Annotated in this window: 24 protein-coding genes; 2 read left to right on the top strand and 22 right to left on the bottom strand. The window is 71.8% G+C overall.

What is annotated here, in order from left to right; translation table 11 throughout:
* Positions 1–223: 223 nt before the first annotated feature.
* A complete protein-coding gene (locus tag ACGF0D_RS39980) occupies positions 224–877 on the bottom strand; it encodes a hypothetical protein (protein WP_392925041.1) in 654 nt (217 codons plus the stop codon).
* An 85-nt stretch (positions 878–962) separates the two neighbouring features.
* Complete coding sequence (locus tag ACGF0D_RS39985; RefSeq protein WP_392925043.1) at positions 963–1,175, bottom strand: hypothetical protein; 213 nt, start codon at positions 1,173–1,175, stop codon at positions 963–965.
* Positions 1,176–1,816: 641 nt separating this feature from the next.
* Between ACGF0D_RS39985 and ACGF0D_RS39990 the strand changes: the two genes are divergently transcribed.
* On the top strand, positions 1,817–2,080 hold the full coding sequence (locus ACGF0D_RS39990; RefSeq protein WP_392925045.1) for a hypothetical protein: 264 nt from the start codon (positions 1,817–1,819) through the stop codon (positions 2,078–2,080).
* Between the two features lie 7 nt (positions 2,081–2,087).
* Here ACGF0D_RS39990 and ACGF0D_RS39995 read toward each other — a convergent pair whose 3' ends face one another.
* The 11 genes from ACGF0D_RS39995 to ACGF0D_RS40045 form a co-directional block, all read right to left on the bottom strand.
* On the bottom strand, positions 2,088–2,573 hold the full coding sequence (locus ACGF0D_RS39995; protein ID WP_392925047.1) for a hypothetical protein: 486 nt from the start codon (positions 2,571–2,573) through the stop codon (positions 2,088–2,090).
* A gap of 24 nt (positions 2,574–2,597) precedes the next feature.
* Positions 2,598–3,449, bottom strand: coding sequence for a DUF317 domain-containing protein (locus ACGF0D_RS40000; RefSeq protein ID WP_392925049.1), 852 nt, complete (start codon positions 3,447–3,449; stop codon positions 2,598–2,600).
* 14 nt (positions 3,450–3,463) lie between these two features.
* The gene (locus tag ACGF0D_RS40005) at positions 3,464–4,255 is read right to left on the bottom strand and encodes a DUF317 domain-containing protein (RefSeq protein ID WP_392925051.1); all 792 of its coding nucleotides are present in this window, start codon (positions 4,253–4,255) and stop codon (positions 3,464–3,466) included.
* A 158-nt stretch (positions 4,256–4,413) separates the two neighbouring features.
* Positions 4,414–4,749, bottom strand: a complete 336-nt coding sequence (locus ACGF0D_RS40010; RefSeq protein ID WP_392925053.1) for a winged helix-turn-helix transcriptional regulator — start codon at positions 4,747–4,749, stop codon at positions 4,414–4,416.
* On the bottom strand, positions 4,746–5,192 hold the full coding sequence (locus ACGF0D_RS40015) for a winged helix-turn-helix transcriptional regulator (protein WP_392925055.1): 447 nt from the start codon (positions 5,190–5,192) through the stop codon (positions 4,746–4,748). Before ACGF0D_RS40015 ends, ACGF0D_RS40010 begins: the two co-directional genes overlap by 4 nt.
* 17 nt (positions 5,193–5,209) lie before the next feature.
* A complete protein-coding gene (locus ACGF0D_RS40020) occupies positions 5,210–5,863 on the bottom strand; it encodes a hypothetical protein (protein WP_392925057.1) in 654 nt (217 codons plus the stop codon).
* A complete protein-coding gene (locus ACGF0D_RS40025) occupies positions 5,860–6,351 on the bottom strand; it encodes a hypothetical protein (RefSeq protein WP_392925059.1) in 492 nt (163 codons plus the stop codon). Before ACGF0D_RS40025 ends, ACGF0D_RS40020 begins: the two co-directional genes overlap by 4 nt.
* Positions 6,348–7,088 carry a glycosyl hydrolase gene (locus ACGF0D_RS40030; protein ID WP_392925061.1) on the bottom strand — a complete coding sequence of 247 codons (741 nt, stop codon included), beginning with the start codon at positions 7,086–7,088 and terminating at the stop codon, positions 6,348–6,350. Before ACGF0D_RS40030 ends, ACGF0D_RS40025 begins: the two co-directional genes overlap by 4 nt.
* Positions 7,085–7,669 carry a DUF4913 domain-containing protein gene (locus tag ACGF0D_RS40035; protein ID WP_392925063.1) on the bottom strand — a complete coding sequence of 195 codons (585 nt, stop codon included), beginning with the start codon at positions 7,667–7,669 and terminating at the stop codon, positions 7,085–7,087. Before ACGF0D_RS40035 ends, ACGF0D_RS40030 begins: the two co-directional genes overlap by 4 nt.
* A 131-nt stretch (positions 7,670–7,800) precedes the next feature.
* Positions 7,801–8,466, bottom strand: a complete 666-nt coding sequence (locus tag ACGF0D_RS40040) for an HAD family hydrolase (RefSeq protein ID WP_392925065.1) — start codon at positions 8,464–8,466, stop codon at positions 7,801–7,803.
* Positions 8,467–8,536: 70 nt separating this feature from the next.
* Positions 8,537–9,742, bottom strand: coding sequence for an MFS transporter (locus ACGF0D_RS40045; protein ID WP_392925067.1), 1,206 nt, complete (start codon positions 9,740–9,742; stop codon positions 8,537–8,539).
* Between the two features lie 496 nt (positions 9,743–10,238).
* Here ACGF0D_RS40045 and ACGF0D_RS40050 point away from each other — a divergent pair, with 496 nt between their 5' ends.
* Complete coding sequence (locus tag ACGF0D_RS40050; RefSeq protein WP_392925069.1) at positions 10,239–11,408, top strand: hypothetical protein; 1,170 nt, start codon at positions 10,239–10,241, stop codon at positions 11,406–11,408.
* A gap of 247 nt (positions 11,409–11,655) precedes the next feature.
* Here ACGF0D_RS40050 and ACGF0D_RS40055 read toward each other — a convergent pair whose 3' ends face one another.
* The 9 genes from ACGF0D_RS40055 to ACGF0D_RS40095 all read right to left on the bottom strand — a co-directional run bounded on the left by ACGF0D_RS40055 (position 11,656) and on the right by ACGF0D_RS40095 (position 21,305).
* A complete protein-coding gene (locus tag ACGF0D_RS40055) occupies positions 11,656–12,228 on the bottom strand; it encodes a hypothetical protein (RefSeq protein ID WP_392925071.1) in 573 nt (190 codons plus the stop codon).
* The gene (locus ACGF0D_RS40060; RefSeq protein WP_392925073.1) at positions 12,225–13,349 is read right to left on the bottom strand and encodes a DnaB-like helicase N-terminal domain-containing protein; all 1,125 of its coding nucleotides are present in this window, start codon (positions 13,347–13,349) and stop codon (positions 12,225–12,227) included. Before ACGF0D_RS40060 ends, ACGF0D_RS40055 begins: the two co-directional genes overlap by 4 nt.
* A gap of 26 nt (positions 13,350–13,375) precedes the next feature.
* Positions 13,376–13,600 (bottom strand): hypothetical protein, encoded by a 225-nt coding sequence (locus ACGF0D_RS40065; RefSeq protein WP_392925075.1) that lies wholly within the window; start codon positions 13,598–13,600, stop codon positions 13,376–13,378.
* A 27-nt stretch (positions 13,601–13,627) separates the two neighbouring features.
* A complete protein-coding gene (locus ACGF0D_RS40070) occupies positions 13,628–15,412 on the bottom strand; it encodes a type IV secretory system conjugative DNA transfer family protein (RefSeq protein ID WP_392925077.1) in 1,785 nt (594 codons plus the stop codon).
* Positions 15,413–15,511: 99 nt separating this feature from the next.
* Positions 15,512–16,738 carry a hypothetical protein gene (locus ACGF0D_RS40075; RefSeq protein ID WP_392925079.1) on the bottom strand — a complete coding sequence of 409 codons (1,227 nt, stop codon included), beginning with the start codon at positions 16,736–16,738 and terminating at the stop codon, positions 15,512–15,514.
* A gap of 146 nt (positions 16,739–16,884) precedes the next feature.
* A complete protein-coding gene (locus ACGF0D_RS40080) occupies positions 16,885–17,382 on the bottom strand; it encodes a hypothetical protein (RefSeq protein WP_392925081.1) in 498 nt (165 codons plus the stop codon).
* Between the two features lie 145 nt (positions 17,383–17,527).
* The gene (locus tag ACGF0D_RS40085; RefSeq protein WP_392925083.1) at positions 17,528–18,289 is read right to left on the bottom strand and encodes a hypothetical protein; all 762 of its coding nucleotides are present in this window, start codon (positions 18,287–18,289) and stop codon (positions 17,528–17,530) included.
* A 198-nt stretch (positions 18,290–18,487) separates the two neighbouring features.
* Positions 18,488–19,768, bottom strand: coding sequence for a hypothetical protein (locus ACGF0D_RS40090; RefSeq protein WP_392925085.1), 1,281 nt, complete (start codon positions 19,766–19,768; stop codon positions 18,488–18,490).
* A 31-nt stretch (positions 19,769–19,799) separates the two neighbouring features.
* Entirely contained in the window at positions 19,800–21,305 is a 1,506-nt protein-coding gene (locus ACGF0D_RS40095; RefSeq protein WP_392925087.1) for an ATP-binding protein, read from the bottom strand.
* Positions 21,306–21,316 lie beyond the last annotated feature (11 nt).

Here is a 21,316-nt window from a genome sequence, read left to right on the forward strand (position 1 = left end):
GCCCTCACCTCATCGACGGATGCCTCGCCACCACCGGCCTGATCATGGATGGCTGACCACATCTCAGACCGACATCACGAATTCAACTTCAGTAGTTGATTGACGGTCGGGTAGACCGATCGGGCCGCTCCCGGTGCGTGATCACGCGGATGCGGGGGTGGCTCCGAAGGCTCGGTGTCACCCCCGCACGGGCAGGTCTACCGCCTCATGGCGGTTCCTGCGGTCAGCCGGTGGTGTTGTCGTCAGGCGGGTTGCCGTGGAGGTCGCGGCGGTAGCCCTGGCCGAGGGGCTTCCAAGCCCGGACGGTGCTGGGCTTCCAACGGGGTCGATCGGGAACGCTGGTGTCGTCGGGAGCGGGTAGGGACCCTCTCGAGCCCCGGGCGTGGACAGCATGAAGGTTGATGCCCAGATACGCGGCCATCTCGCGGTAGCCCCAGAACTCCTGGTTGTCGGTGGCTCCGTCCTCGTCGGTCGGCAGGGGGAAGGAGCGGGGCGTGCCAACTTCTGGGGAGCCCGCTTCCGCTGCTTTGGAGCAGGGGAGGTTGTCCGTGGTGGGTAGTTGGGAGACAGCAACGCGAAGGGCGGCGGTGGCGACGGCGAGGGCAGAGCACAGCTCGGTGACTTCGCGCAGGGTGGGTCGGACGAGGCGGGGCCAGTCGTCGGCGGCGGCGAGCCACGTGGCGAGGTGAACCTCGGTGGTGGCGAGTCCGAGGTGGGCGGTGACGTCCCAGCCGGATCCGGTGGCCGGCTCCCACCGCAGGCGAATACGGCCAAGCGGCAGCGGGGGCGCGGGGTGTGGGGCCCAGAAGACCTTGATCGGTTCGTCGGGGGAGGCGGGGACGTTGTGGACGAGCGCCCCGTGCGCCAGTGGTGGCATAGGCCGGACGGCGAGGCTGTCGAGCGGTACGGGGAGGGCCGGGTGATCGAGGGTGGGGATGCGGTTCTCCTTCGGTCGGGTTGGGTCAGGCCCAGGCGAGTTCTTCGCGGACGGCGGTGGGCAAGTAGCCCTCCTGACCGTCCTCGGGCAGGTAGACGACACCGTCGTGAACGACGACGGTCCCGGCCGGCAGGTGCGAGAACGGCCAGTCCGGGTTCACCGCGAGCCGGACGTGCAGGTTCGGGTCGAGGTCCTGGAGCTGGGCGATCAGATGGGCGACAGTCAGGTACTGCGGCACGGAGGTCTCCTCGCGGTGGTGATCAGCAGGGCGGTAAGGCGGATGAGAACGAGGTCGTCGGCGGGCCACGGGTCGCAGGTGTCCCACGGATAGCCGGTGGTGAGGACGACGATGCCGTCCCGGCCTTGGACTTCCGGCAGGCCACAGACTCCGCAGCCGCAGGTCGGGTCGTAGAGCCCGGGGCTGGCCGGGTAGGGGCCGGAGGCGAAGTACTCGGCCGAGGGAAGGTGGTCGGGTCCAACGGGGTGGAAGGCGGAGACGATCAGGTCTCCGGAGCGAACCTCGTCGGCGCGGACGACCCGGAGGGCTGGGCTGACGAGGATGTGGCGGGAAGCGCGGTGTCCAGTGCTGGCGGAGACGATGACCGGGTGGAAGTCGATGCGATGGGTGCTCGTCGTGGTTTCCCTTCTTGAGCGGACCGAGCGGCGGGCAGGCCAGGGTTGATCAGGTGGTCGTTCCCCTCGTTGACCTGCGGTTTGGGCGACATGAGTACGTTGGCATGCGGTGCGCCGAAGGTCGTAGTCGATTCCGGCTGTCGGCGGTCTGCCGTGGGCGAACCGGGCGGGAATGGATCGGCGCAGTCGGGTGCTGCAACGGGGTTGCGGCGAAGGATCGCAGCGGGACGCGAAGGGGGAGAAGGCGTGAGGTCGAGCAGAGGCCGGGACATGGTGGCGCTGGAGCGCAAGGTCCGGTCGGCAGGGCGATCGTGGACGCTGAGCGACACTGCGACGATCGCCGACGGCCAGTGGGCCGTACGCACGACGAGCCGGGCCGAGCGGCGGCAAGCAGCCGTGGTGGAGGCCAGACTGGACGACGGGCAGCGGGTCGAGCTGACCGTCGAGGAACTGGCCCGCGTGGTGGGCGCCGCCGATCCAGGCGAGCACCACGACCAGGCCGCGGACTGACCGGTCGCTATCGCTGGTTCGCCGTCGAGGGAGTCGGAACGGCTGCGATCGGCGGGGTGGGCTGCGCGGCTGGCGGGCCCAGCGGGCGAGGCGAGTTCGTGGTGCGCGTGGTGGCGGCCTTCACGCGCTCGGCGCCGAGACCGCTCTGGGCCTGCAGGGCGAGCTCGCGGGCGTCGACGATGTGGCGGATCATCTGGATGGCCGTGTTGCTCTCCGCGTAGGCCGTGCGAAGGGCGCTCGCTGAAGCCGTGATCCGGTCGAGGTCGTAGAAGGCGGGGACGTGGCCTGGCCGGGTGAGTGCGTGCAGCCGCTCCTGGTGCACGGCGGCGGAGTTGGACACGACGACGAGGTGGGACCGGTGGTGCATGGCCGCGCGCAGCATCGGGTCCTCGACGGGCAAACAGGGCGCGGACTTCTCCAGCTCGGCGACCGGCCGGCCCCAGGCCTTCTCGATCATCGCGTTCGCGTGGTCCAGGGCGGTGGCGTCGGACACGAGGGTTCCTCCGGGTGTCGGTGATCAGCGGGAGCGTCCGGCGACGGCGGCCTGGGGGAGTGCCGGCGGGCGGGTGGTGGTGCTGTAGGCGAGCGTGGACGGGGCGGCGCGGGGCACGGAGAGCGAGCGGGACGAGGCTGCCCGGACGCGCGCCACCTCCAGCGGACTCGGCGCCATCGGCGTTGCGGTGGCGACGGCGGGCAGGCGCTCCAGGTCGACGCGCCGCATGTGCCGGTGGACCGGGGCGGGGTCGGCGACGGTGTTGGCGAGCGTATGGAGCAGGTGCTCGGGCAACCGGGAGGAGGCGGTGGCGTACCAGACGTCGCGGGGCGGGCCGACCTCGAACAGCCAGCGCTCGGTGTCGCCGGCCATCTCGGACGCGTGCGGGAGGAATTGGTCCCGGCGGTGCAGCCGGATGAGGTTGTCGGGCGACTGGTGGGTGAGGAAGGGGGTCGCCGGGTTCAGGCGCCAGCCGGAGGCGAGGAGTTGGAGGGTCGTGCCTGCGCCGTCGGGCCGCGGTCCGTTGTTCAGGTAGGCGTCGGGGCCCTGGGCGTAGGCGTCGGCGAGGGCGGCGGTGAAGTCCTCGACGACCTCGGGCGGGGTCTTGTGGTCGAAGGTGACCAGCCACTCGGGCGGGGCGAAGGCGTCCCGGCCGGCGCTGATCTTCCAGTACGTGCAGTTGTCGCCCTCGGGCAGGTACGCCAGGCGGGCCCGCAGGTCCGGCGCGGTGACGTAGGTGTTGGCCTGCTCGTCGCGGCTGAGCGCCCAGCCCGCGTCCAGCAGCCGATCGATGGGCGGTGAGACGTCGGCGTCGGAGTTGGCGATGTAGCGGGGCGTGATCCGGTACTCGCGGGGCTTCTCGGGGGTGTACGGCATCGGGGTGTCCAGGGTCAACGGCGGCGCGCGGCGGCGGCCGCGGGCTGGGCGACGGGTGGGGCGGCGGAGGCTGCCGGTCGGTTGCGGGGTGCCGGGTGGGCAGCTTTGGAAGGCTGCTGGGCGGTGAGGTGGGGCAGGTGGTGAGCGGGGAGGTCGCCGAGGCGCCGCTCCACGGGGACGGGCGAGCTGAAGAGGAGGGTGGCGCGGACGAGGGGGTAGAAGGGCACGCCGGTGGTGAAGTCGGCATGCCAGGAGGGGTTCCGCAGGTTGCCCGCGATCATGCTCCAGGCGGGCGGGGTCCGGCCGGCGGCTTCGGCGTCGGGAGGCTGGTGGCCGACGCGGTGCCGGTAGACGGCGGTCAGGTCCGGCGCGACCTGGTCGTGGAAGCCCCGGGGGCTCGGGCCGGGCCGCCAGCCGTGTTCGGCGAGGACGGACGCGGGGGTGCGGGACAGGTAGTGGGGGCCGCCGCGCAGGTAGTCGCGGTGCCTGCTGCGCAGGCCGTCGACGAGGACGGTCATGAAGGCTGCGGTGATCTCGGCGGGCGTGCCGGGCGCGAACGACGCGCGCCAGAGTGGGTCGGAGCCGGGCGAGGTGCGGCCGTGAACGGTCCAGGCGCCAGGGCGGTCAGCAGGCGGTTCGCTGGTGATGACGACGGTTCGGCAGGGGCTGGTGAGGCGGGTTCCGCTGTCGGGCGAGGTGGTTCGGGTCCAGCCGGGAGCGGCGGCGAGCGTGTCGGTGATGAGCCGCTGGTCGCCGGGGCCGGCGAGGCGGAGCGGGTGGACGAGCAGAGGGGAAGTGGAGAGCACCGGGAGGCTCCTGGACGCGGCGGGGAACGGGTCCGCACGCCACCGGCGGCGGAGGCGTGCGCAGCGGTGTGCGGACCCGGGGGAAGTGGAAGCCGGGGAGAGTTCTTGGGTGGGTGTTCACGGTGGTCACTGCCCGCGGCAGGGGTGAGAGGCCGCCGTCACCGCTGCGGGAACGCGCGGCTGCGGGGCGGGGGCGTGGCTGAACAGGCCGGCGGGCGCGGGGCTTCGCCGCAGCGCCGCCGCGGTCCGCACGGTGTCCGTGCCGGTGACGAAGGTACGGCCGGCACCCGGGCGGGCGGGGCGGCCGAGTGCCGGGTGTCCCACTGCTGCACGGCGGCGTACACGGGGGTGAGGGCGCGGCCGTCGTTGCTCAGGGTGTACGGCTCTCTGTGCCGGGAGCCGGTGCGGGCGACCAGTCTGTCGGCCTGCATGCGGTTGAGCCGGGTGGAGATGACCTGTTCGGAGACGCCGACGAGCTCTCCGAGACGGGTCACCCCATGCTCCCGTGCTCCGACAGCAGCCGGACCACCTCGGTGGTGTCCGCCAGGTGCAGGCGGCGCAGGGCGTCCTCGATCCGGTCGGACCGTCCCTGCGGTGCGCGGTCGAGGTGTTCGGAGGACCACTGGGCCACCGCGCGGTAGAGCGGTCCGAGGGTGAGTGCACGGGCGCTGAGCCGGTACGGTGCCCAGCGGTCGAAGGTGGCGTCGCGGTCCAGCAGTCCGAGGTCGGCCATGGCGGCGAGGCGCTTGTTGACGTTCGGCCGACTGACCGTCGGGTGGTGGTCGGCGATGTCGCGTGCCCGCATCTGGGGGCCGTACTTGGCGATCGTGTGGACGAGGTGCGTGGTCCACTTCGGGGCGAGCTGTCGTAGGACGGCTTCCACGCGCGCCGCGTCCTCGGCGGCCATGGCGGAGATCGGCTGGGCGATGGGCCTCACGAGCTGATCGTGCGGGTTCACAGGGCCGTCTCCATCCGGGTGATGAGGGAGCGCACCAGGGTGGGCAGGCTGTCGGGGCCGTCCCCGCCGAGGCGGACGGAGCTGACGGACTCCTTGAGGAGGTCGTGGGCGTCCTCGGTCAGGGCTCCGACGATCTCCATGCACGCCTCGGTGAAGTCCGAGGCGGCGAGCAGGGCCCGGCCCAGGATCTGGAGGTAGAGGCCGGGCGGCAGCGCGGCTTCGGCCGCCAGGTCGGCGACCGTCTCCTGGTCGCGCGGGGTGTAGCCGGAGAGGTCGAAGCCCTCCAGCTCGGCGGTAGTGCCGGTGGCGGCACCGGAGCGCGGCGGAAGGCCGGCCATGGTGGCCAAGGCGTCGACGGTCTGGGTCAGTTCGGAGAGCGACTCGGTGAGCCAGCCCAGGGCGGAGGCGTAGGAAGCCAGCGTGAACAGCGTGGCCGGGGTGGTCGGCAGCTCCTCGTCCAGCAGGTCCTCCATCCGCGCCGCGAGGGTCGTGAGGACCTCGGGCCCGGAGGCGAGCGGACCGAGGACGGGGTGGAGGTAGGAGCGGGACAGTGGGGTTGAGTGCTGGGTGGTGACGATGCCGGAGACGGCCTCGGCGGCCTCGACGAGCCAGGTGGCGAGTTCGGCATGGGCGGGGCGGATTGTCATCATCGGGCCTTTCGCGCAGGGGAGTTGGGGGTATAGCCGGGGGAGACGGTGGTGTAGGCGGCGCCGGTGACCGCCGCGGGTGCCGAACGGGTGGAGCGGGCGCGGGCAGCGCGCACCCGGGCTTCCTCGGCGGGGCTGAGGCCCGCGGGGAGGTTGAGGCCGGCGCGGCCCAGGCGGTTCTGGGCGGAGCGGTAGACCGCGTAGTCCAGCCGCGGGCCGGCGGCGACGAGATGGACCTCGCGGGCGTGCTTCGCGTCGGGCGGGGCGTCGCGGAACTGCACGACCAGGCGGTGGCTGGCCCACTGGTCGCCGACGCCGAGGTAGATCTTGTGACAGCCCTCCAGCCGGCCGTCGAGGCGCTTGGCGACGCGCTCGCCGTGGACGAGGTCCTGAAGGTGCAGTAGCGCCTGGTCGCGGATGGCATCGGGGAGTTGGCGCAGGTCTGCGATGGCATCGGGGTGGGCGGAGAAGCCGAACTTCGCGCGAGTCACAGCGACCGCCCCCGATCGGGCCGGGCGACGGCAGCAGCGGCGGGGGCGGAGGCCAGGACGGCGGCGGCGCTGGTGGAGGGCGTGATGCTGCGGGCGACGGCGGCGCGGGTGCGTAGGGCGTCGCGGCGGTACTCGGGCGGCTCGGGCAGCGGGATGGAGCGCTTCTCCAGCCACTCATCGGCAGCGGCGTGGTCAGGGAAAGCTCCCTCGCGCAACGTGTAGGTCCACTGATCGGGCTGAAGCGTCTCGATGAACAGGCGGAAGGGCAGCTCCTTGGCCTCGCTGTCGACGGCGATGCTCCAGCCCTCGGTCTCGGCCCCGTCGATGACCTGGTAGTCGGAGACCTCCAAGCGCTCGCCTGAGCGCCGGATGCGGTCCTCGACCCGGACGGATAGCTCGTCGGCGGGGTTCGGGCCACCGAGAACCGGTGCGAGCGTGTCCGGCGGGCAGCCGCGGTTGACGAGCCAGTTCTGCGCGAACGCGAAGGTGGCGCGCCGTTCCCGGTGCATGCTGAACATGCCTCGGCTGCTGTCACGGTCGGCGTCGAAGGAGACGATGTTGGCCTTGTTGGGGTAGTCCCAGGTGGCCGTCCTGTCGAAGGCGATGATGAAGCTGCGCTCGCCCACGTCGTGCTGGGAGATGAGCTGAAAGTCCGTCTCCCAGGGGTAGTTGTATGCATGGCCGGGGGACTCGTCGGCGGGCTCGAGGCCGTCGAGGTGGAAGTCGAGGGTGTTCATGCGGCGAGTCCCAGCTGGTCGGGGGTGGCCAGGACGCGGTGGGCGGGCCGGGACGGGCTGGTGGTGCACGCCGCGAACGGGCCGTCCGGAGCGCGGAGTTGGAGGAGCGCGTGGTCCAGGTGGTCGCGGTGCCACGTGGAGGGGCCCGCGTGGCCGGCCTCGGTGGTGGTGAGCTGCTGCCAGGCGAGCCACAGGGCGTGGAGGCGGGCCACGGCCTCCGGGTGCTCGTGCCACTTCGCGCACCAGGGGCGAGTGGAGCCGATCTCCCGGCCGTAGACGGGCAGCAGGATGTGGGTGACCCAGAAAGACAGCTCGGCCAACTCGGCGGCATATTGCGCGCCGCCCATCGCGAGGATGAACAACGGCGGGGCGGCTTCGGGTTCGTCCGCGGGCACGGGGCCCGGCTCGGTGGAGCCGGGTCCCGGCGCGTCGTCGGCTTCGGAGCCGAGGCGGTCGAGGATGACGCCGTGCTGGCGGACCTCGGCCATGGTGCGGTGCAGGGCGCTGACGAGGTCGTCCAGGTCCTCGTCGGGGATGCGGATGGGCTCGGGCTCGGCGGGGCCCGGCATCGGGTCGGACATGGCACATCCAGGTGGTTCGGGCGTACAGGGGCGGGTACCGCGGCTCTTCTTCGGGTCATGGCGGGGCTCCGGTGAAGCGGTGGGGCAGAGGAACCGCAGGATCTGCGGTTCGGTCTGGCCGCCAACTCGCGCTAGATGCAGGCGGGATGGTGCTCGGTGGCCAGGCGCAGGCCGAGGGCGACGGCGTCGGCGAGAGTGTCGGCGAGCGGGTGGCCGGTGGCGGCGAGCTTGGCGGGGTGGTGCAGACCGCCGGTGTGCAGCACGGCGAGCGCGCCGTTGGCGTGCGCGGCGTCGGCGTCGTCGACTGCGTCGCCGATCAGCAGCACCCGGTGCGCCTGGCCGGTGAGGCCGAGAGCGCGCAGGTGGGCGGTGAGCGGGGCGGCCTTGGTGCCGCCCGAGGGGCCGGTGCGGCCCTCGTACCGGGTGAAGAAGTGGCCGATGCCGGCCTGCTCGACTTCGCGCACGAGGGTGTCGTGCGGGCACAGGGAGAGCAGCGACTGGGTGTGGCCAGCCTCGCGGAGGACCATCATCAGCTCGACGGCGCCGTCGCGTACGCGCACCGGCTGGGCGCGCAGGTGGGCGAGGAAGGCGGTGTCGCTGGAGACCCACTCCTGCTCGGTGATGGTGCGTCCGAGCAGGCGGGCGTAGAAGTTCGGGATCGGCACGGTGTGCTTGGCCCGGTAGGTCTCCTGGTCGATCGGCTGGCCGCCTAGGGCGGGCAGCGTCGCGTTCAACGCGGAGACGTGATCGTCGAGGTCGTCCTTGATCGTTCCGTTCCAGTCCCAGACAACGTGCATACGGGTGGCGGAAGTTGCGGAAGAGAAGACGGGGATGTTCACGGCGGGTCCTTCGGGGCGAGCGGGGTGGTCAGGAGGAGAGGCGGTCGTTGAAGCTCCGCAGCAGCCACAGCGCGGCACCGGCTCCGGCGAGGGGGACGAGTGCGAGGAGTTGCGGGCCGAGGGCGGCGGCGAGCGAGGCGAGGGCGGTGCCGGCGGCCTGGCCGATGCCGATGCAGGCGATCAGCCAGGCGAACGCCTCGGTCGATTCGCCTTCGGGGGCGAGTCGGTCGACGGTGAGGAAGCTCGCGGTCAGCAGCGGCGCGAGGAAGGTGCCGGGCAGGACGGCGCCCACGACGGCGACGGCGGGCGCCGGGTCCGGGAGCAGGGCGAGCCATCCGGCCGCGAAGCCGATCGACGCGGCGACCAGGTGCTTGGCGGGGGCGCCGGGCCAGGCGTGGCGGCCGTAGGCGAGGCCGCCGAGCATGCTGCCGATGGACAACGCGGCCGGCATCACCCCGGCCAGCCACCCGGCGTGGTGACGCTCGGCGGTGGACAGGGCCAGCAGGTTGACGGCTCCGAGTGCGACGCCGATGCCGATCAGGGCGGCGTACAGCACCCGCAGGCCCGGCACCCGCAGCGGACCCATCCAATGCGCCGCGGCGGTGAACTCGTTCGGCGTCCAGGTCCGGGAGGGGGTGGCAGTGACGACCAGGCCGGTGCCGAGCAGGCCGAGCGTCGCGGTCGCCACCAGCGCGGTGGTCGCCCCGGCGCCGGCGGCGAAGCCGGTGGCCAGCAGTGGCCCTGCGATGAAGACCAGGCCCTGGGTGCTGCTGTCCAGGGCGAGGGCGGCGCGCTGGCGCTCGGTGTCGGGAAGCAGCATTGGCCACAGCGCCCGAAGGCCCGCTTCCAGCGGCGGCGTCGCCAGGCCCGCCAGCAGGACCGTCAGCGCGGCGAGCACCGGGTGGCGCGCCGGTCCGGTGCACGGCAGTAGCAGGAACGCCGAGCTGGCCGCGATCGTGGCGGGGACGAGGACCCGGGTCTGGCCGTGGCGGTCGACCAGGCGCCCGAGCAGCGGCTGCCCGAGCGCGGAGGCGAGGCCGTACAAGGCGCCGAGCGTCCCCGCGAGGGCGAGCGGGCCATGCTCGGCGCGCACCAGCAGCAGGATCGCGATCGGCGCCATGCCGGTGGGAAGGCGGCCGATCAGGGTGCCGCCCAGCAGGTGAGCGACGTACGGCAGGCCCAGGACAGTGCGGTAGCCGCTGCCCTGGGCTGGGCCGCCGGTGGTGGTGCTCAAGGAGAAGGTCCTTCGGTCGTACGGCCGGCGGCGCGCGGGCGCGCCGGACCGGGGCATGCGCAGGCATGACAGCCCCCTCGGCTCGGTGCGGCTGCGGGGAGAAGGGTCCGCGGATTCCGGGATTTGGTGCGGCCGAGGAATCGAGATAGAAGGAGTTCGGTCACTCGGTGCGGCAGGGCTGGGGCGGGCGGGCGGAGACAGTAACTCCAGGGCGCGGGCGGCCTCGTGGCGCATTCTCTACACGACAGCCGAGAGATCCACTAGGTTGTTGGGGGTGCTGATCGTCGTTCAAGTCCCCGTGGTGGACCTCCGTGCGATGCTCCCGGATGCACCCAAGGTCCTGCCTAGCCCCCTACTGCCGTCCTCGCGGCCCAGGCAATTCGTGCGGGGCATTGGTGCCAGACGCAAGCGATACCTGGTCGGAGCCGTCCCGTGGATCGAGGAGCGACAATTCATCGGCGCCCGAGGTATCAGACTGGCAGCACAGACTGGGTTGATGGCAAGTCTGCCCGTAGTGTTCCGGCGGATCTACGGTGACGCCTGGATGTACCGCCTAGAAATAGGTTTTCGGTTCCAGCCACCCCGTGTTCGGACAGCGACCTTGGACTACGCCTGTCAGGTTGCCATGGAGGCGGCGTCGACGCTGGCCTGGATTCGGGGACAGCCCGATCGCCCGGCGCCCTTGGCTGACTTCGGCCATGTCCTTGCCATGCATCTGACCACGGCGACAAAACTGCACAGTGATAGCGCTGTCCGCGGGGGATTCGCCATCGGGGATGCATCGGTCGTTGTGGAGCTCCCGGGTGGGCGCTTCTTCTCCCCACCTCGACCGCAAAGTGCCGCCCGGTGGATCACGGTTGGCAACGTCCCAACGTTGTGCTGGGCTATTACCCGGGGAAGGCATGGCGTCACCGCAAAGCAGATGTTGCGACAGAACGCTGAGCAGCGGCTGCTGCGACAGATCGTGGGGCGGGTACACAGCGATCTGACCATCGCCGAAGCGGTATTGTCTCGCTGTGACAATGGCTCACTCGCTATCGACTCACCTGCCGTACAGAAATGTCTCAAACAGGTGCTGCGTCGACTGAATAGGTCGGATGATAATGGATACGACAGGACGGCTGTTATGAGGCAGCGGCTCGTCGTATCCGCCGATATGGCTCTTGCCAACTACGGAGACATGATTGACCGCCTCTCGGAAGCAGAGCACGACACCGCAGCGATACGACGAGCCAGAATGATTGGCACTCAGCTAGGCAAGTGGCACGGTGGTATCCATATCGATGTTAAAGGAGCACTGGTGGCGAAGCATCACAGTCGAGACACGAATGTTAGTGGTCAAGGCAATATTGTGAACTCGATAAACACCACGACCGGCAACATCACGAACATGCAGCGCACCGACGCCGGGCCGGGCCTGCTGGAGCTTGCCCAGCAGTTGGTAACGGTGGTTGCCACGCTGCGGGGGCAGGTGCCCGATGACCAAGCGGATGCTGCGCAAGACGCAGCCGACGCCGTGGTGCGCGAATCTACTGAGCCTGAGCCGGACACTGGCGCGATTGGGCGCCGGTTGAGGGTGATTGCGGCGGTTGCCGGATTGGCCACGACCGCTGGCAACGCTGTTGGTGCGGCTGTCTCCAGCGTCAGGCAGCATCTTGGGCTCTGATGTGTCGAGACCCGCGCTCGCGAAGAGCGCGGGTCCATCAAACATCGGCCTTTCGGCGCGTCTGCCAGTGTACGACGCCGCAACGAGGCGGGAAACCTTCTGGATGGTTCGTCAGCCGGTGCCAGGGCGCTTGACATGAGAGCAACCGATGAGAATCCGCAGGGCCGCACCGGCCAGTGTCGAATACGGCCCATGCCCCGAAGAAGTGGTCTGGAGAGGGATCCTTGGAGTGGGGCCATCCGGGAGTTCAGCGCGAGTGCCCCAGGGACAGGGATACTGACGCGGCCACGGCGGCAGTCTGCGTGAACGGCGGGGCGGCGGTGGCCGAGCGGGCACGAGCGGCTTCGACCCGGGCCTGCTGGGCGTCGATGATCGAGACCGTCGTCCGGATGGACCGCCCGGCCTCAGCCAGCTCGCTGTGAGCGGTCGAGACCGCTTCCCTGATGACCTGGCCCGCGGCCGCCAGGGCTTGATCGACGTCGCGGCGGCCGCGCAGAGGACCCAGGCGGGCGACCGTCGCGAGCTGGTCGGTGACCGCTCCCAGAGCGGAGACGGTCTGGCCCATCCGGTCGGCGACCTCGCTGTAGGTCCAGGCCGTGCGCAGGACATGCTCGGGGACGGGCTCCGCGGCTGCCCGCGCTTCGATGGCCTGACCCATCTCCGCGATCAGGTGGCCGAGTTCGGTGATCTGCCGGCCCACGGAGGAGGCCTCCACGAGATGGGTCGGCAGGCTGGTCACGGCGGGCAGCTTCGCCCCCTGTGCTTCGAGGCGGAGGGCCAGGGACTGCAGGGCGAGGGACTCGCTGGCGGGGGTGTTCACGACGGGCTCCGGTGGTGGCGGGTGACGGGGGCGATGACTGCGGGCGGGATCTGCGCGGGGTCGGGGCGAGGAACGGCGCACCCGGTGAGGTGGGCGGGGCTTCGGGCGAGCGCGGCGCTGACGCGGACGGCTTGGTCGGAACGCGGCAGCGGTTGCGCCCCGGGTGGGGAGGAGGCCGTGCGCCAGCGCTCCCGCACCTCGTCGACCGGGCCGAGCGCGTGCAGTGCCTGGCCGATGAGCTGCCCCGGGGCGAGCCGGTCGTCGTCGGCCTGAGCAGCGATCTGCCGTGCCGCGACGACCGCGGTGCGGTTCAGGGAGCCGCGTAGGAGCTGCTCGCCGAGCCACTCGGCCGAGCCGGCCGCCCCGTCGCCGAGTACGGCGGCGAGGTGCTCCTCGGTGAAGGTGCCGTCGGCGAGCAGGCCCCGCCGCTGCACTTCCCACAGCGCGGTGACCGGGTCGATCGGCTCTCCCCGATGGTGGAGCGCCCCGAGGCAGCGGTAGAGGTGGCCGTGGGCCGGGTCGGCGAAGTCGCCGGGCCGCAGCCAGTTGAACACCTCGCCGATCGCCCCGTCCTGGTGGACGAGCAACGCCAGCAGGAACCGCTCGTCCTCTACCTGGCCCGCCGCGGGCGCGGCGACGGCCGGCGGCGACATGGCCGGGACTTGAGACCGGGGCTGGGTTCCCCAGCGCCGGGCGAGGTCGGCCAGGACCCCCGCCAGGACATCGGCCTGGGCGACGGTGGCGTCGGCCTCAAGCTGCAGGGCGCCCTCGGCGGCGACCGCGAGCAGGCGAGCGGCGTGCTCGGCGACGGTGCGGTGGATGGAGCCTTCAAGCACCATCCGGCCGTAGACCGGCGCATTGGACGGCCTCGGACAGGCCGCGATCAGCGTGTGCGGATAGGAGGCGGTGAGCCCGCGTACGTGCCGGCCGGCCTCGGCAAGGCTGTCGTTCAACCAGGCCAGCGGCACGGCGCCCTCAGCGGCCAGCGCCGGGTGCCCGGCATCACCGAGGGCACGCAGCGCGCCGAACAGGGCCTGGTGGGCCGGGCGGTAGAAGTCGCGCGGCTCCAGCCAGCCCAGGCGGTCGAGCTGGCGCGGATCGAGCAGCACTGCACCGAGCACGGCTTGCTCCCCCGTGAGCAGCGGGTTCATCGCGCTGTTCCGGCGTCCGTCGCTCGTAGGCGGGCGACCTCGCGGTCGGCGGCGGCCCTGGCGGCGGCGAACCGGTTCAACTCGCCCGTGAACACGGGGTCGGTGGCAAGGAGGGAGCCGGCCCCGGTGACCAGCCACCAGTGGCCCCCGCGCCGGATCACCGGCGCCCCGGACAGCGGCGCCGATGCGCGCAGGCGCTTGGCGACGCTCGGATCGGACATGCAGAACTCCCGGAGGGCAAAGAGAACTTAGGAGGCGAGGGTGTAGTTGCCGCGCCCGTGGGCGGCCTTGGCGAGGGCGCGTTCGGTGATGGCCTTGGTGGCGCGGGCGGAGGCCGGGCCGATCTCCTTGGCGGAGCGTTCCTTGTACCAGGGCTTGAGGTCGAGCATCGCGACCCGCATGCCGGTGGCGAACAGCAGGATCTTGCCCTTGGGGAGCGCGCGGATCTCGTCCGCCGGAAGGACGCGCTCGGTGCGCATCGACACCGAAGTCGACTTTCCGCTATCGGAGTTGGAGACGGAGACGGTCTGCACGTCGTGCTCGCCGATCTGCCTGCTCAGTTTGTCCGCGAAGTCGGCGTCGTCGATGCCGCTGCCGATGACCTTGACGGTGGCCGCGGACCAGAGGGCATCCATGCCGGCCTCGCCCCAGCAGCGCTGGCCCTGGCGGTAGGACTGCAGGATGGTGATCGGGATGACGCCCCGACTGCCGAGGTGGGAGTACAGGTCCGGCAAGTCACTGATCTTGCAGACGTTCGCCGCCTCGTCGAGGACACACAGGGCGGGCGGGTCGAGTCGGCCGCCGTTGCGCTCGGCGACGATCACGGCCGCGCGCATCACCGCGTCGGCCGCCGCGGCGATGATTGCCGACGCGCTGCCGCCGCCGTCCTTGCTGAGCAGGAACAGCGTGTCCTGGCTGGAGGCGAAGCCGAACGGCTTGAACTCCGGCACCCCCTCGGTGGGGGTGACCCAGGCGGCGATCTCCGGGTCCAGCAGGCAGCTTGCGTACTGCCGCGCCGTCTCGTAGATCCCGTCACGGGTCTCGGTGGCGCCGGTGACGGTGCCCTGGAGCTGGGCAGCGACGGCGTGGTGGCCGGCGTCGCCGAGCAGGTCGACGGGCGTTCGGTCGGCGGGGGAAGCGAGCCAGGCCAGCACGTCGGTGATCGGGCGACGGTGGCTCGCGGCGGCGAGGAACAGTGCGCCGAGCGTGTTGGCGGCGGCGGTGGACCAGAAGTCGGAGCCGCTGGACTCGTCGACGCTGGCGGTGACGAAGTGCCCGGCCAGGCGCTTGGCGCCGGCGAGGTCGCGGGCGTCGGCGAGGATGTCCCACCACATCTCGCGTGGGTGGTGGGCGATCTGCTGCGGGTCGAGCGTCCAGACCTTGCCGACCTTCGCGCGGGCGTCGACGCACGCCGTGTAGGCGTCGTTGGCGGCCTTGTTCGAGGTCAGCAGCACCGGGCCGGGGGCGGAGAGGATCGCGGGGATCGCGATGCCGCTCGTCTTCCCGGAGCGGGGAGCCATGATCGCGACCATCACGTCCTCCCACGAGGCGCGGACCTCGGACCGGCCGGGAGAGAGCGTGCCGATCGGGATGCCGCGGTCGGCGGAGGCGATCTCCTTCTGGTCCTTCAGGCTCGGGCGCAGGCTTCGGGCCTTGTCGGTGATCTCCTTGTCCAGCAGCGGCGCGATGTCCGCTTTGCGGGCCAAGCCGCTCTTCGTTCCGGCGCGGTGGCGTAGCCACAGGACGAGCGTGGCGGTGCTGAGGGCGAGGGTGAGCGTGCCGGGGACGACGCGGGCACCGACGAGGACGGAGGTGGGGGTGAGGTGGGGCCACAGGCGGTCGGGGTGGAGCAGGGTGTCGGTGGCGCTGAACGGTGCCCACGGGCCGGCGCCGGCAAGGGCGTTGGTGAGGTTGCCGGTCAGCCAGGCGAGGGATCCGAAGGCGAGGGCGGCGCCGAGGACGCCGAACAGCAGGTAGAGCAGCGCGTCCGTGCCGGTGGTGGTCGACGGCGCGCTCGTACGCGGGGCAGGCAAGAAGGGGATCCTGGGAGGTGCGAGCGGGCGGTGGGCGGGGCGCGCTCGGCTCTGGTACGGATCACGGGGCTGCTCTCCTCGGAACGGGGACAGAACGTTTCAGCGGGTTCGACCCGCAGCTCCGACTGATGCGGCCGGAACTGGCGGCAGCCGGGTGATGGCGGTTGCGGTGGGCACACCCGGGGCGCCGGCGACGGGGGCGCTGGTGCTGCGGGCGAGGGCGGCGCGGGTGCGCAGGTCGTCGGCGGTGCCTGGCGCGTGGGACACTGCGCGCCGTACCTCCTCGACGGCCCCGGCCAGTTCGGCCTGGGCGGTGACGAGATGGTCGGACGCGACGCCGAACCGGTCGGAAAGGTCGAACTGGTCGGGGTCGAGATCGGTGATCTGCTCGGACGCCGCCTCCAGGGCCTCCTGGAGGCGGACGAGCGTCCCGTCGTCCGGGTCGAGCAGCTGGTCGAGCACTCCTCCGAGTTCGGCGAAGTCGGTGCTGCCGCGCAGCGCATCGGTGAGGTCGAGGATCTGCCGGCCGGCGGTGTCGAGCGGGTCGACGTCGAGGTGGGGGTCGAGGTCGACCTTGTAGCGGGCGGCGCGCAGCATCTCGGCGGCGTGGGTGGCGATGGCGGCTGCTTCGGGGCGGGGCGTGGTGGTGGGCAGACGGTGGCGACGGCCGTGCCAGTCGTCGATCTGCTTGAACCCGGCGTGCCGCAGCAGAGTGGCCGACAGGTCGTCGCTGCTGCCGGTGGCGACGACACTGCCGCTGGGTCCGGCGTTGATGGTGATGACGGGCATCCGGTGGTCCTTGGCGGTGGTGACGGAGGGAACGGTCCGGGTGAGGTGGCCGAGTTCGGCGGCGATGCGGTTGCACTCGGCCTGTACGTGGAAGGGGTCCCGGTAGGTGCCGTGGAGGTATCCGTCCTCGCGTACGACGGTGGCGACGACGTGCACCGACCGGTCGTCGTTGCGGATCGCGGCCCACCGGCAGCCGTTCGGGTCGCCGGCGGGGGCGAGCCCGGTCGCGGTGACCAGGCGTCGGGCGACACCGGCCCACTGGGCGTCGCTCAGGTCCGGGTGGCGGGGGTCGGAGCGTACCGAGCACATCCACACCGGGTACTCGGGTGCCCGGGCTCCGATCCGCAGGGCCAGGGCGTCGAGCACGCCGCCGCCGAGGACCTCCTGGGGGTCGCCGAACAGCGGTAGCTGCTTGTCGGCGCCGCGGTAGTCGGCGCCGATCAGCCTGGGACGGAGCCGCCCACGAGGGTCGTCCAGGCCGTAGAGGGTGGGGATCAGCGTGGCCGTGGTGGCGGCGCGCTGCAGGTGGGCGATCACGGCGTCCCCTCTCGAACGGGCGGTGGGGCCCGGAGGGCGGGCTGACAGGGAGAGGATCTGCGGATTCCTCGGTTTGGCCGGGCTGGGATTCGGTGGTAAGCGCTGGGCGGCTGCGGTGCCCCGCCCGAGGGCAGGGCACCGGCGGGTCACACGAAGGGGTTCTCGGTCGGCCGGTCGGTGTCCAGCGCCGCGTCGAGCAGCTCGGGCAGGTCGCCGGGCTCGGAGGCGCGCTGGTCGATCCACCAGCCGGCGCGGGTGATCATGCGGGCCCGGTCCTCGATCAGCTCCCACTCGGCTTCCGGCATGCCGCCGTCGAGGACGAGCGCGGCGTAGGCGGCGGCGAGGACTTGGTGGCGGCAGCGCACGCCCCAGGTGACGCCCTTCGCGGTGCCCTCCAGCGGCGGCATCCGGTACTGCTGGGACCAGGCTTCCGACTCGGCCTGTTCGGCGGCGCGCTTGGCTTCCAGCCATTCCGCCTTGCCCGCCTCGTCGGCGCTCTGGGCAGCGTGCCAGCAGTCGGTGCAGTCCTGCTTGGCCAGCCATTCGGCGAAGCCGGCCCGGCGGTCGGCCGAGCGGGTGCTGAGGTCGCGTTCGACCGTGTGGCCGCACGCATGGGTGATCGCCCAGACCTTCTTCACTGCCATGTTCGTCGTTCCTTGTTCGTGGGTGGTGGTCGCCAGCGGTGGCGCAGGTGAGGACGGTGTCCGCGAGGGCGGGCTCGACGGCGACGGTGTACTGGCTCTGCCGAAGACGGGGGTTCCTCAGGCGCTACGGGTGGGGCGGGATTGGTCAGCGCGCGCGGGCGAAGGCGATGCGCGGGTCGACTGCCGTGGGCGGTCGGCTGCTGCCGAGCACATCGGCAGAGACAGCTGGGGCGGACCGGTGGGCGGGGCTCTTGAGCGCGGCCTCGTCGACGCGGAACTTGTGCGTGGTGAACGCCTGCCGGACCGTTGCGCGGTGGGCGGCGACGTCCTCGGCGAGTTGGGGCTGCATGGCGACCTGGAAGTTGCCGCGCCGCAGGCCCGTGACGGTGTGGGCCACCACGTCGAGCGACTCCGCCCGAGTTCCGGCTGGCGGCAGGTAGACGTCCAGGTCCCGGCGGTAGCGCCAGCCGTCGGTGTCCAGGAAGATGCCCGGATTGAAGGGCACGTCGTCGTTGACGGCGGCGACGATGCCCAGGCTCGGGTGCTCGGCGATGGCGACGTCCGGACCGGCGTCCGGTGCCGGGGTGCGCTCCGGCTCGACGGCGGAGGTCCGCGCCTGCGCCTGTTCCTGCTTGCCGGTGTTCTCGGCGGCCAGGGCCATGTCGGCCTCGACGCGATAGCCGGCGCCGGTGAGGAGTTTGGCGGCGCACGTGGCGCGTTCGGGGGCTCCGCGGTGCTGGTCGGTGAGGGTGTAGAGGGTGGGGTGGCCGGGGATGCGCTCGAAGTCGAGGCGTTCCAGCATCCACTGGGCAGCCGGGGACTGGGTGGGTAGAGAAGCGACGATGCCGTGGTTCGGGTGGTGCCCGATGACGACGTCGGGAAGCTGGGTGGGTTCGGCGGCAGGCACGGTGGGGCTCCGCTTCGCTGGTCGGACGGTGGGGCCGGTGGGCGGAGCGCGGTCTGTTCGGGCGAGGCACGGCGGGGTTCCTTCTGAAGCGGGGACAGTGGCAGCGGTGGTGGGTGCCTTCGGGTGGCGGGACTGGGTGCAGATGGTGCCGGGATCCGGTGGCTTGGTCCGGCCGAAGACCGGTGGTATCGCAGCTGGTCACCGGGTTGGGCGCTGTGCACCCGGGCCGAGCGGCGCAGAGGCTGGCGCGGGCACCGGGCTGCTCTGGCGCGGCAGGTTGCCGGAGCGGACGATGGCGGCTTTGACCTGCTCCTCGCGGTCCGGCGTGGGCAAGCCGATCCTCGGCGTGAGGTGCGCGGTCAGCGCAGGGATCGGGCCGTCCGTGAGCCGGGCGGAGGCGGCCCACGCCTCCTCGTTGCGCAGGTTTTCCGCGCGCTGCCGTACCCAGTCGGCTTCGGGATGGGTGCCGACGATGGCGGCCGCGGCGTCGCGCCAGCTGTTCCGGACTTCCCGGAGTTGATCGAGCGTGGTCTCGGTGACGTCGAGGCGCCGTAGGTCGGGTCCGACGGCGGGGTCGAGGTGGTCCTCGATCGTCGCCGCGGCCCGGATCCCGGCCATGAGGTAGGGGCCCTGGTCGATGAGCGTCTCGGTGTACGGCCAGGCGGCGCGGTTGCGGTCCTCTGGGGAGTCTAAGGAGCCGATCTCGCCGTGGCCCCAGGGGGAGTCGGGGCCCGGGATGTAAGCGGTGCTCAGGCGGTGGAGAGCTGAGAGGGCGTGGGTGGCGGCGCTAGTGCGGGCCTGCCAGACGGCCTGTCGGCAGCGCAGACCCAAGGCGGTCGTGACTTCCGCCGCCACCGTGGCCGGAGGGACATCGGCGGGGAGGGCGACGAGCGCGGGGACCTGTACGGCCGCGGGGTCGTAGTCGGGCAGGTCGTCGGGCTTGGCGGCGCCGAGGACGAGCGGGGCGTCCTTGTCGGTCCTGACGGCCAGGAGCCGTTCGCCGTCCGGGCCGGTGAGGGTGAGTGCGGTGTGCGGGGCGGAGACGGTGTTCCACGGCAGCCGTCCCCAGCCCCAGGTCTGGCTGCGGAGTTCGGCGAGGTCCCGGCCGGGATTGAGCGGGCTGGCCCGTACGGTCCAGCCGGGCAGGTACTCGGCCAGCTCGGCAGCGAACGGCGGGAGGGCCCTGGGAGCGGGCGGCTGGTCGGGCAGGGCCCGGCCGTGCTCGTCGAAGTGCACCCGTACGTACGTCTCGTCGCCGCTGTCCCGGGGGCCGAAGGCGCCGCTTGGGCGGAACAGTGCGTAGGTGGACTCCCAGTGTCCGTCGCTGCCGCGGGTGCTGGAGCTGAGCACGAGGTGCCAGTCGGAGTCGGTGTAGGGGCGGAGGTTGCGTTGGGCGGCGACCAGCTGCTCGAATGCGGTGAAGTCGGCCGCTGTGAGGTGGGAGTGGTCGAGGTAGCACTCGACGTCGTTGGCGGGCACGTGGGTTCGCGATTCTCGAAGGTCGGGCCGGTCAGGCGGCCATACGGAAGTCGGTGTCGTACAGCTGCTTCTCCCTGGGGTGAAGGAGGTGCTGAACGATGAAGGAGAGGGCGGCGACCTTCCACAGGCCCCGGCCGCGGGTGAGGGCGGCGATCGCCTGGGCTTCGACGCCGGTGAGTCCGAGCAGGGCCATGGCGGCGGGGATCTGGTCGGGTTCCTGGCGATAGATGATCCGGGTCGAGCAGTCGGCGAGCAGGCCTTCGGCCAGGACGCGTCCGCGCGAGCCGGCATCGCCTGCGGAGAGCAGGTCGGAAAGCCGGTGCAGGATCAGCAGGTTGGCGATGCCGAGACCTCGGCTGAGCTTCCACTGCTGCTGCATGCGCTCCAGGAGGCCGACGTGCCGCATGATCCGCCACGCCTCGTCGTAGATCACCCACCGGCGTCCGCCGGCGGGATCGGCGAGGGCGGCCTCCATCCACGCCGAGGCGCAGGTCATGGCGAGGACGAGGGCGGTGTCGTCGCCGCTGCTGCCGAGGCGTGAGAGGTCGATGGAGAGCATCGGCGCGTTGGCGTCGAACTCGACGGTGGACGGCGCGTCGAACATGCCACTGAGGTCGCCGTGGACCAGACGGCGCAGGGCGTGGGCGAGGTCGTCGGCGGCATGGCCGAGGCCGCCTCCGTGATTGCCGAGGGCCGCGTCGAGGCGCTCCGGGCGGCCGAGGACGTGGGAGATGTCGCCGAGCAGCGGCACCGTGCCGGCAGCGTCGGCGTCGACGACGACCAGGTCCAGGGCGACGTCGAGGCCGGTGTGCTCCATCGGCAGCAGGTCGCGCTTGAGCACGGTGGCCGCGAGGCTGGCGAGCAGGAGCAGGCGGCGCTTGCGGACCTCGGTGCGCCAGTCCTCCTCGCTCACCTCCGCGGGACGCGGCGGCGCGTCCAGTGGGTTCAACCGCCCAGGGAGGCCGGGGCCGAGGGCGATGGTCTGCCCGCCGAGGGCCTGGGCCAGTCCGGTCCACTCGCCCTTCGGGTCCGAGGGGACGTAGATCTTGTAGCCGTGGGCGACGGCGCGGGTGGCGATGGACTTGGCGAGCGCGCTCTTGCCCATGCCGATGACGCCGCACAGGATCGCATTCGGGTTCGTGAAGCCCTCGATGCGGCCGGAGTTGTAGAGGGCGAAGGGGTCGTAGCAGAAGGAGCCTTCGGCGTGGAGGTCACGGCCGACGAAGATGCCCTCGGCGCCGAGGCCGGCCTCGGCCAGGAAAGGGTAGGCACCGCCGGCGACGGCGGTGGTCAGACGATGCTTGGGCAGGCGGAGCTTGCCGCCGCGGGCGGAGGCAGGACCCGGGCGCCCGGAAGCGGGGTAGGTGGGGCGCAGGTCGGGGTCGGGGCGCTCGTGTTCGCGGCGCCGGGCGGGGGCCTGGGCGGATCGGGCCTTGGTGCGGGCCTCGGCGAACTCGGCTCGGGCGAAGCGCTGCTGGGCGCGGGTGGTCTTGCGCGGGACGAAGAGCGGGGAGGCGGTGGCGCGGTTCCTGGACATGATCACGGGTT

This window comes from Kitasatospora sp. NPDC048298 (assembly GCF_043201465.1).
Lineage (GTDB): Bacteria > Actinomycetota > Actinomycetes > Streptomycetales > Streptomycetaceae > Kitasatospora.

Coding starts and splice junctions, on each gene's coding strand:
- ACGF0D_RS40065 (WP_392925075.1), bottom strand. CDS start 13,600: ATGTCCGATCCGAGCGTCGCCAAGCGCCTGCGCGCATCGGCGCCGCTG.
- ACGF0D_RS40000 (WP_392925049.1), bottom strand. CDS start 3,449: ATGCCGTACACCCCCGAGAAGCCCCGCGAGTACCGGATCACGCCCCGC.
- ACGF0D_RS40050 (WP_392925069.1), top strand. CDS start 10,239: ATGGCAAGTCTGCCCGTAGTGTTCCGGCGGATCTACGGTGACGCCTGG.
- ACGF0D_RS40095 (WP_392925087.1), bottom strand. CDS start 21,305: ATGTCCAGGAACCGCGCCACCGCCTCCCCGCTCTTCGTCCCGCGCAAG.
- ACGF0D_RS40030 (WP_392925061.1), bottom strand. CDS start 7,088: ATGAACACCCTCGACTTCCACCTCGACGGCCTCGAGCCCGCCGACGAG.
- ACGF0D_RS40080 (WP_392925081.1), bottom strand. CDS start 17,382: ATGGCAGTGAAGAAGGTCTGGGCGATCACCCATGCGTGCGGCCACACG.
- ACGF0D_RS40035 (WP_392925063.1), bottom strand. CDS start 7,669: ATGTCCGACCCGATGCCGGGCCCCGCCGAGCCCGAGCCCATCCGCATC.
- ACGF0D_RS40020 (WP_392925057.1), bottom strand. CDS start 5,863: ATGATGACAATCCGCCCCGCCCATGCCGAACTCGCCACCTGGCTCGTC.
- ACGF0D_RS40040 (WP_392925065.1), bottom strand. CDS start 8,466: ATGCACGTTGTCTGGGACTGGAACGGAACGATCAAGGACGACCTCGAC.
- ACGF0D_RS39980 (WP_392925041.1), bottom strand. CDS start 877: ATGCCACCACTGGCGCACGGGGCGCTCGTCCACAACGTCCCCGCCTCC.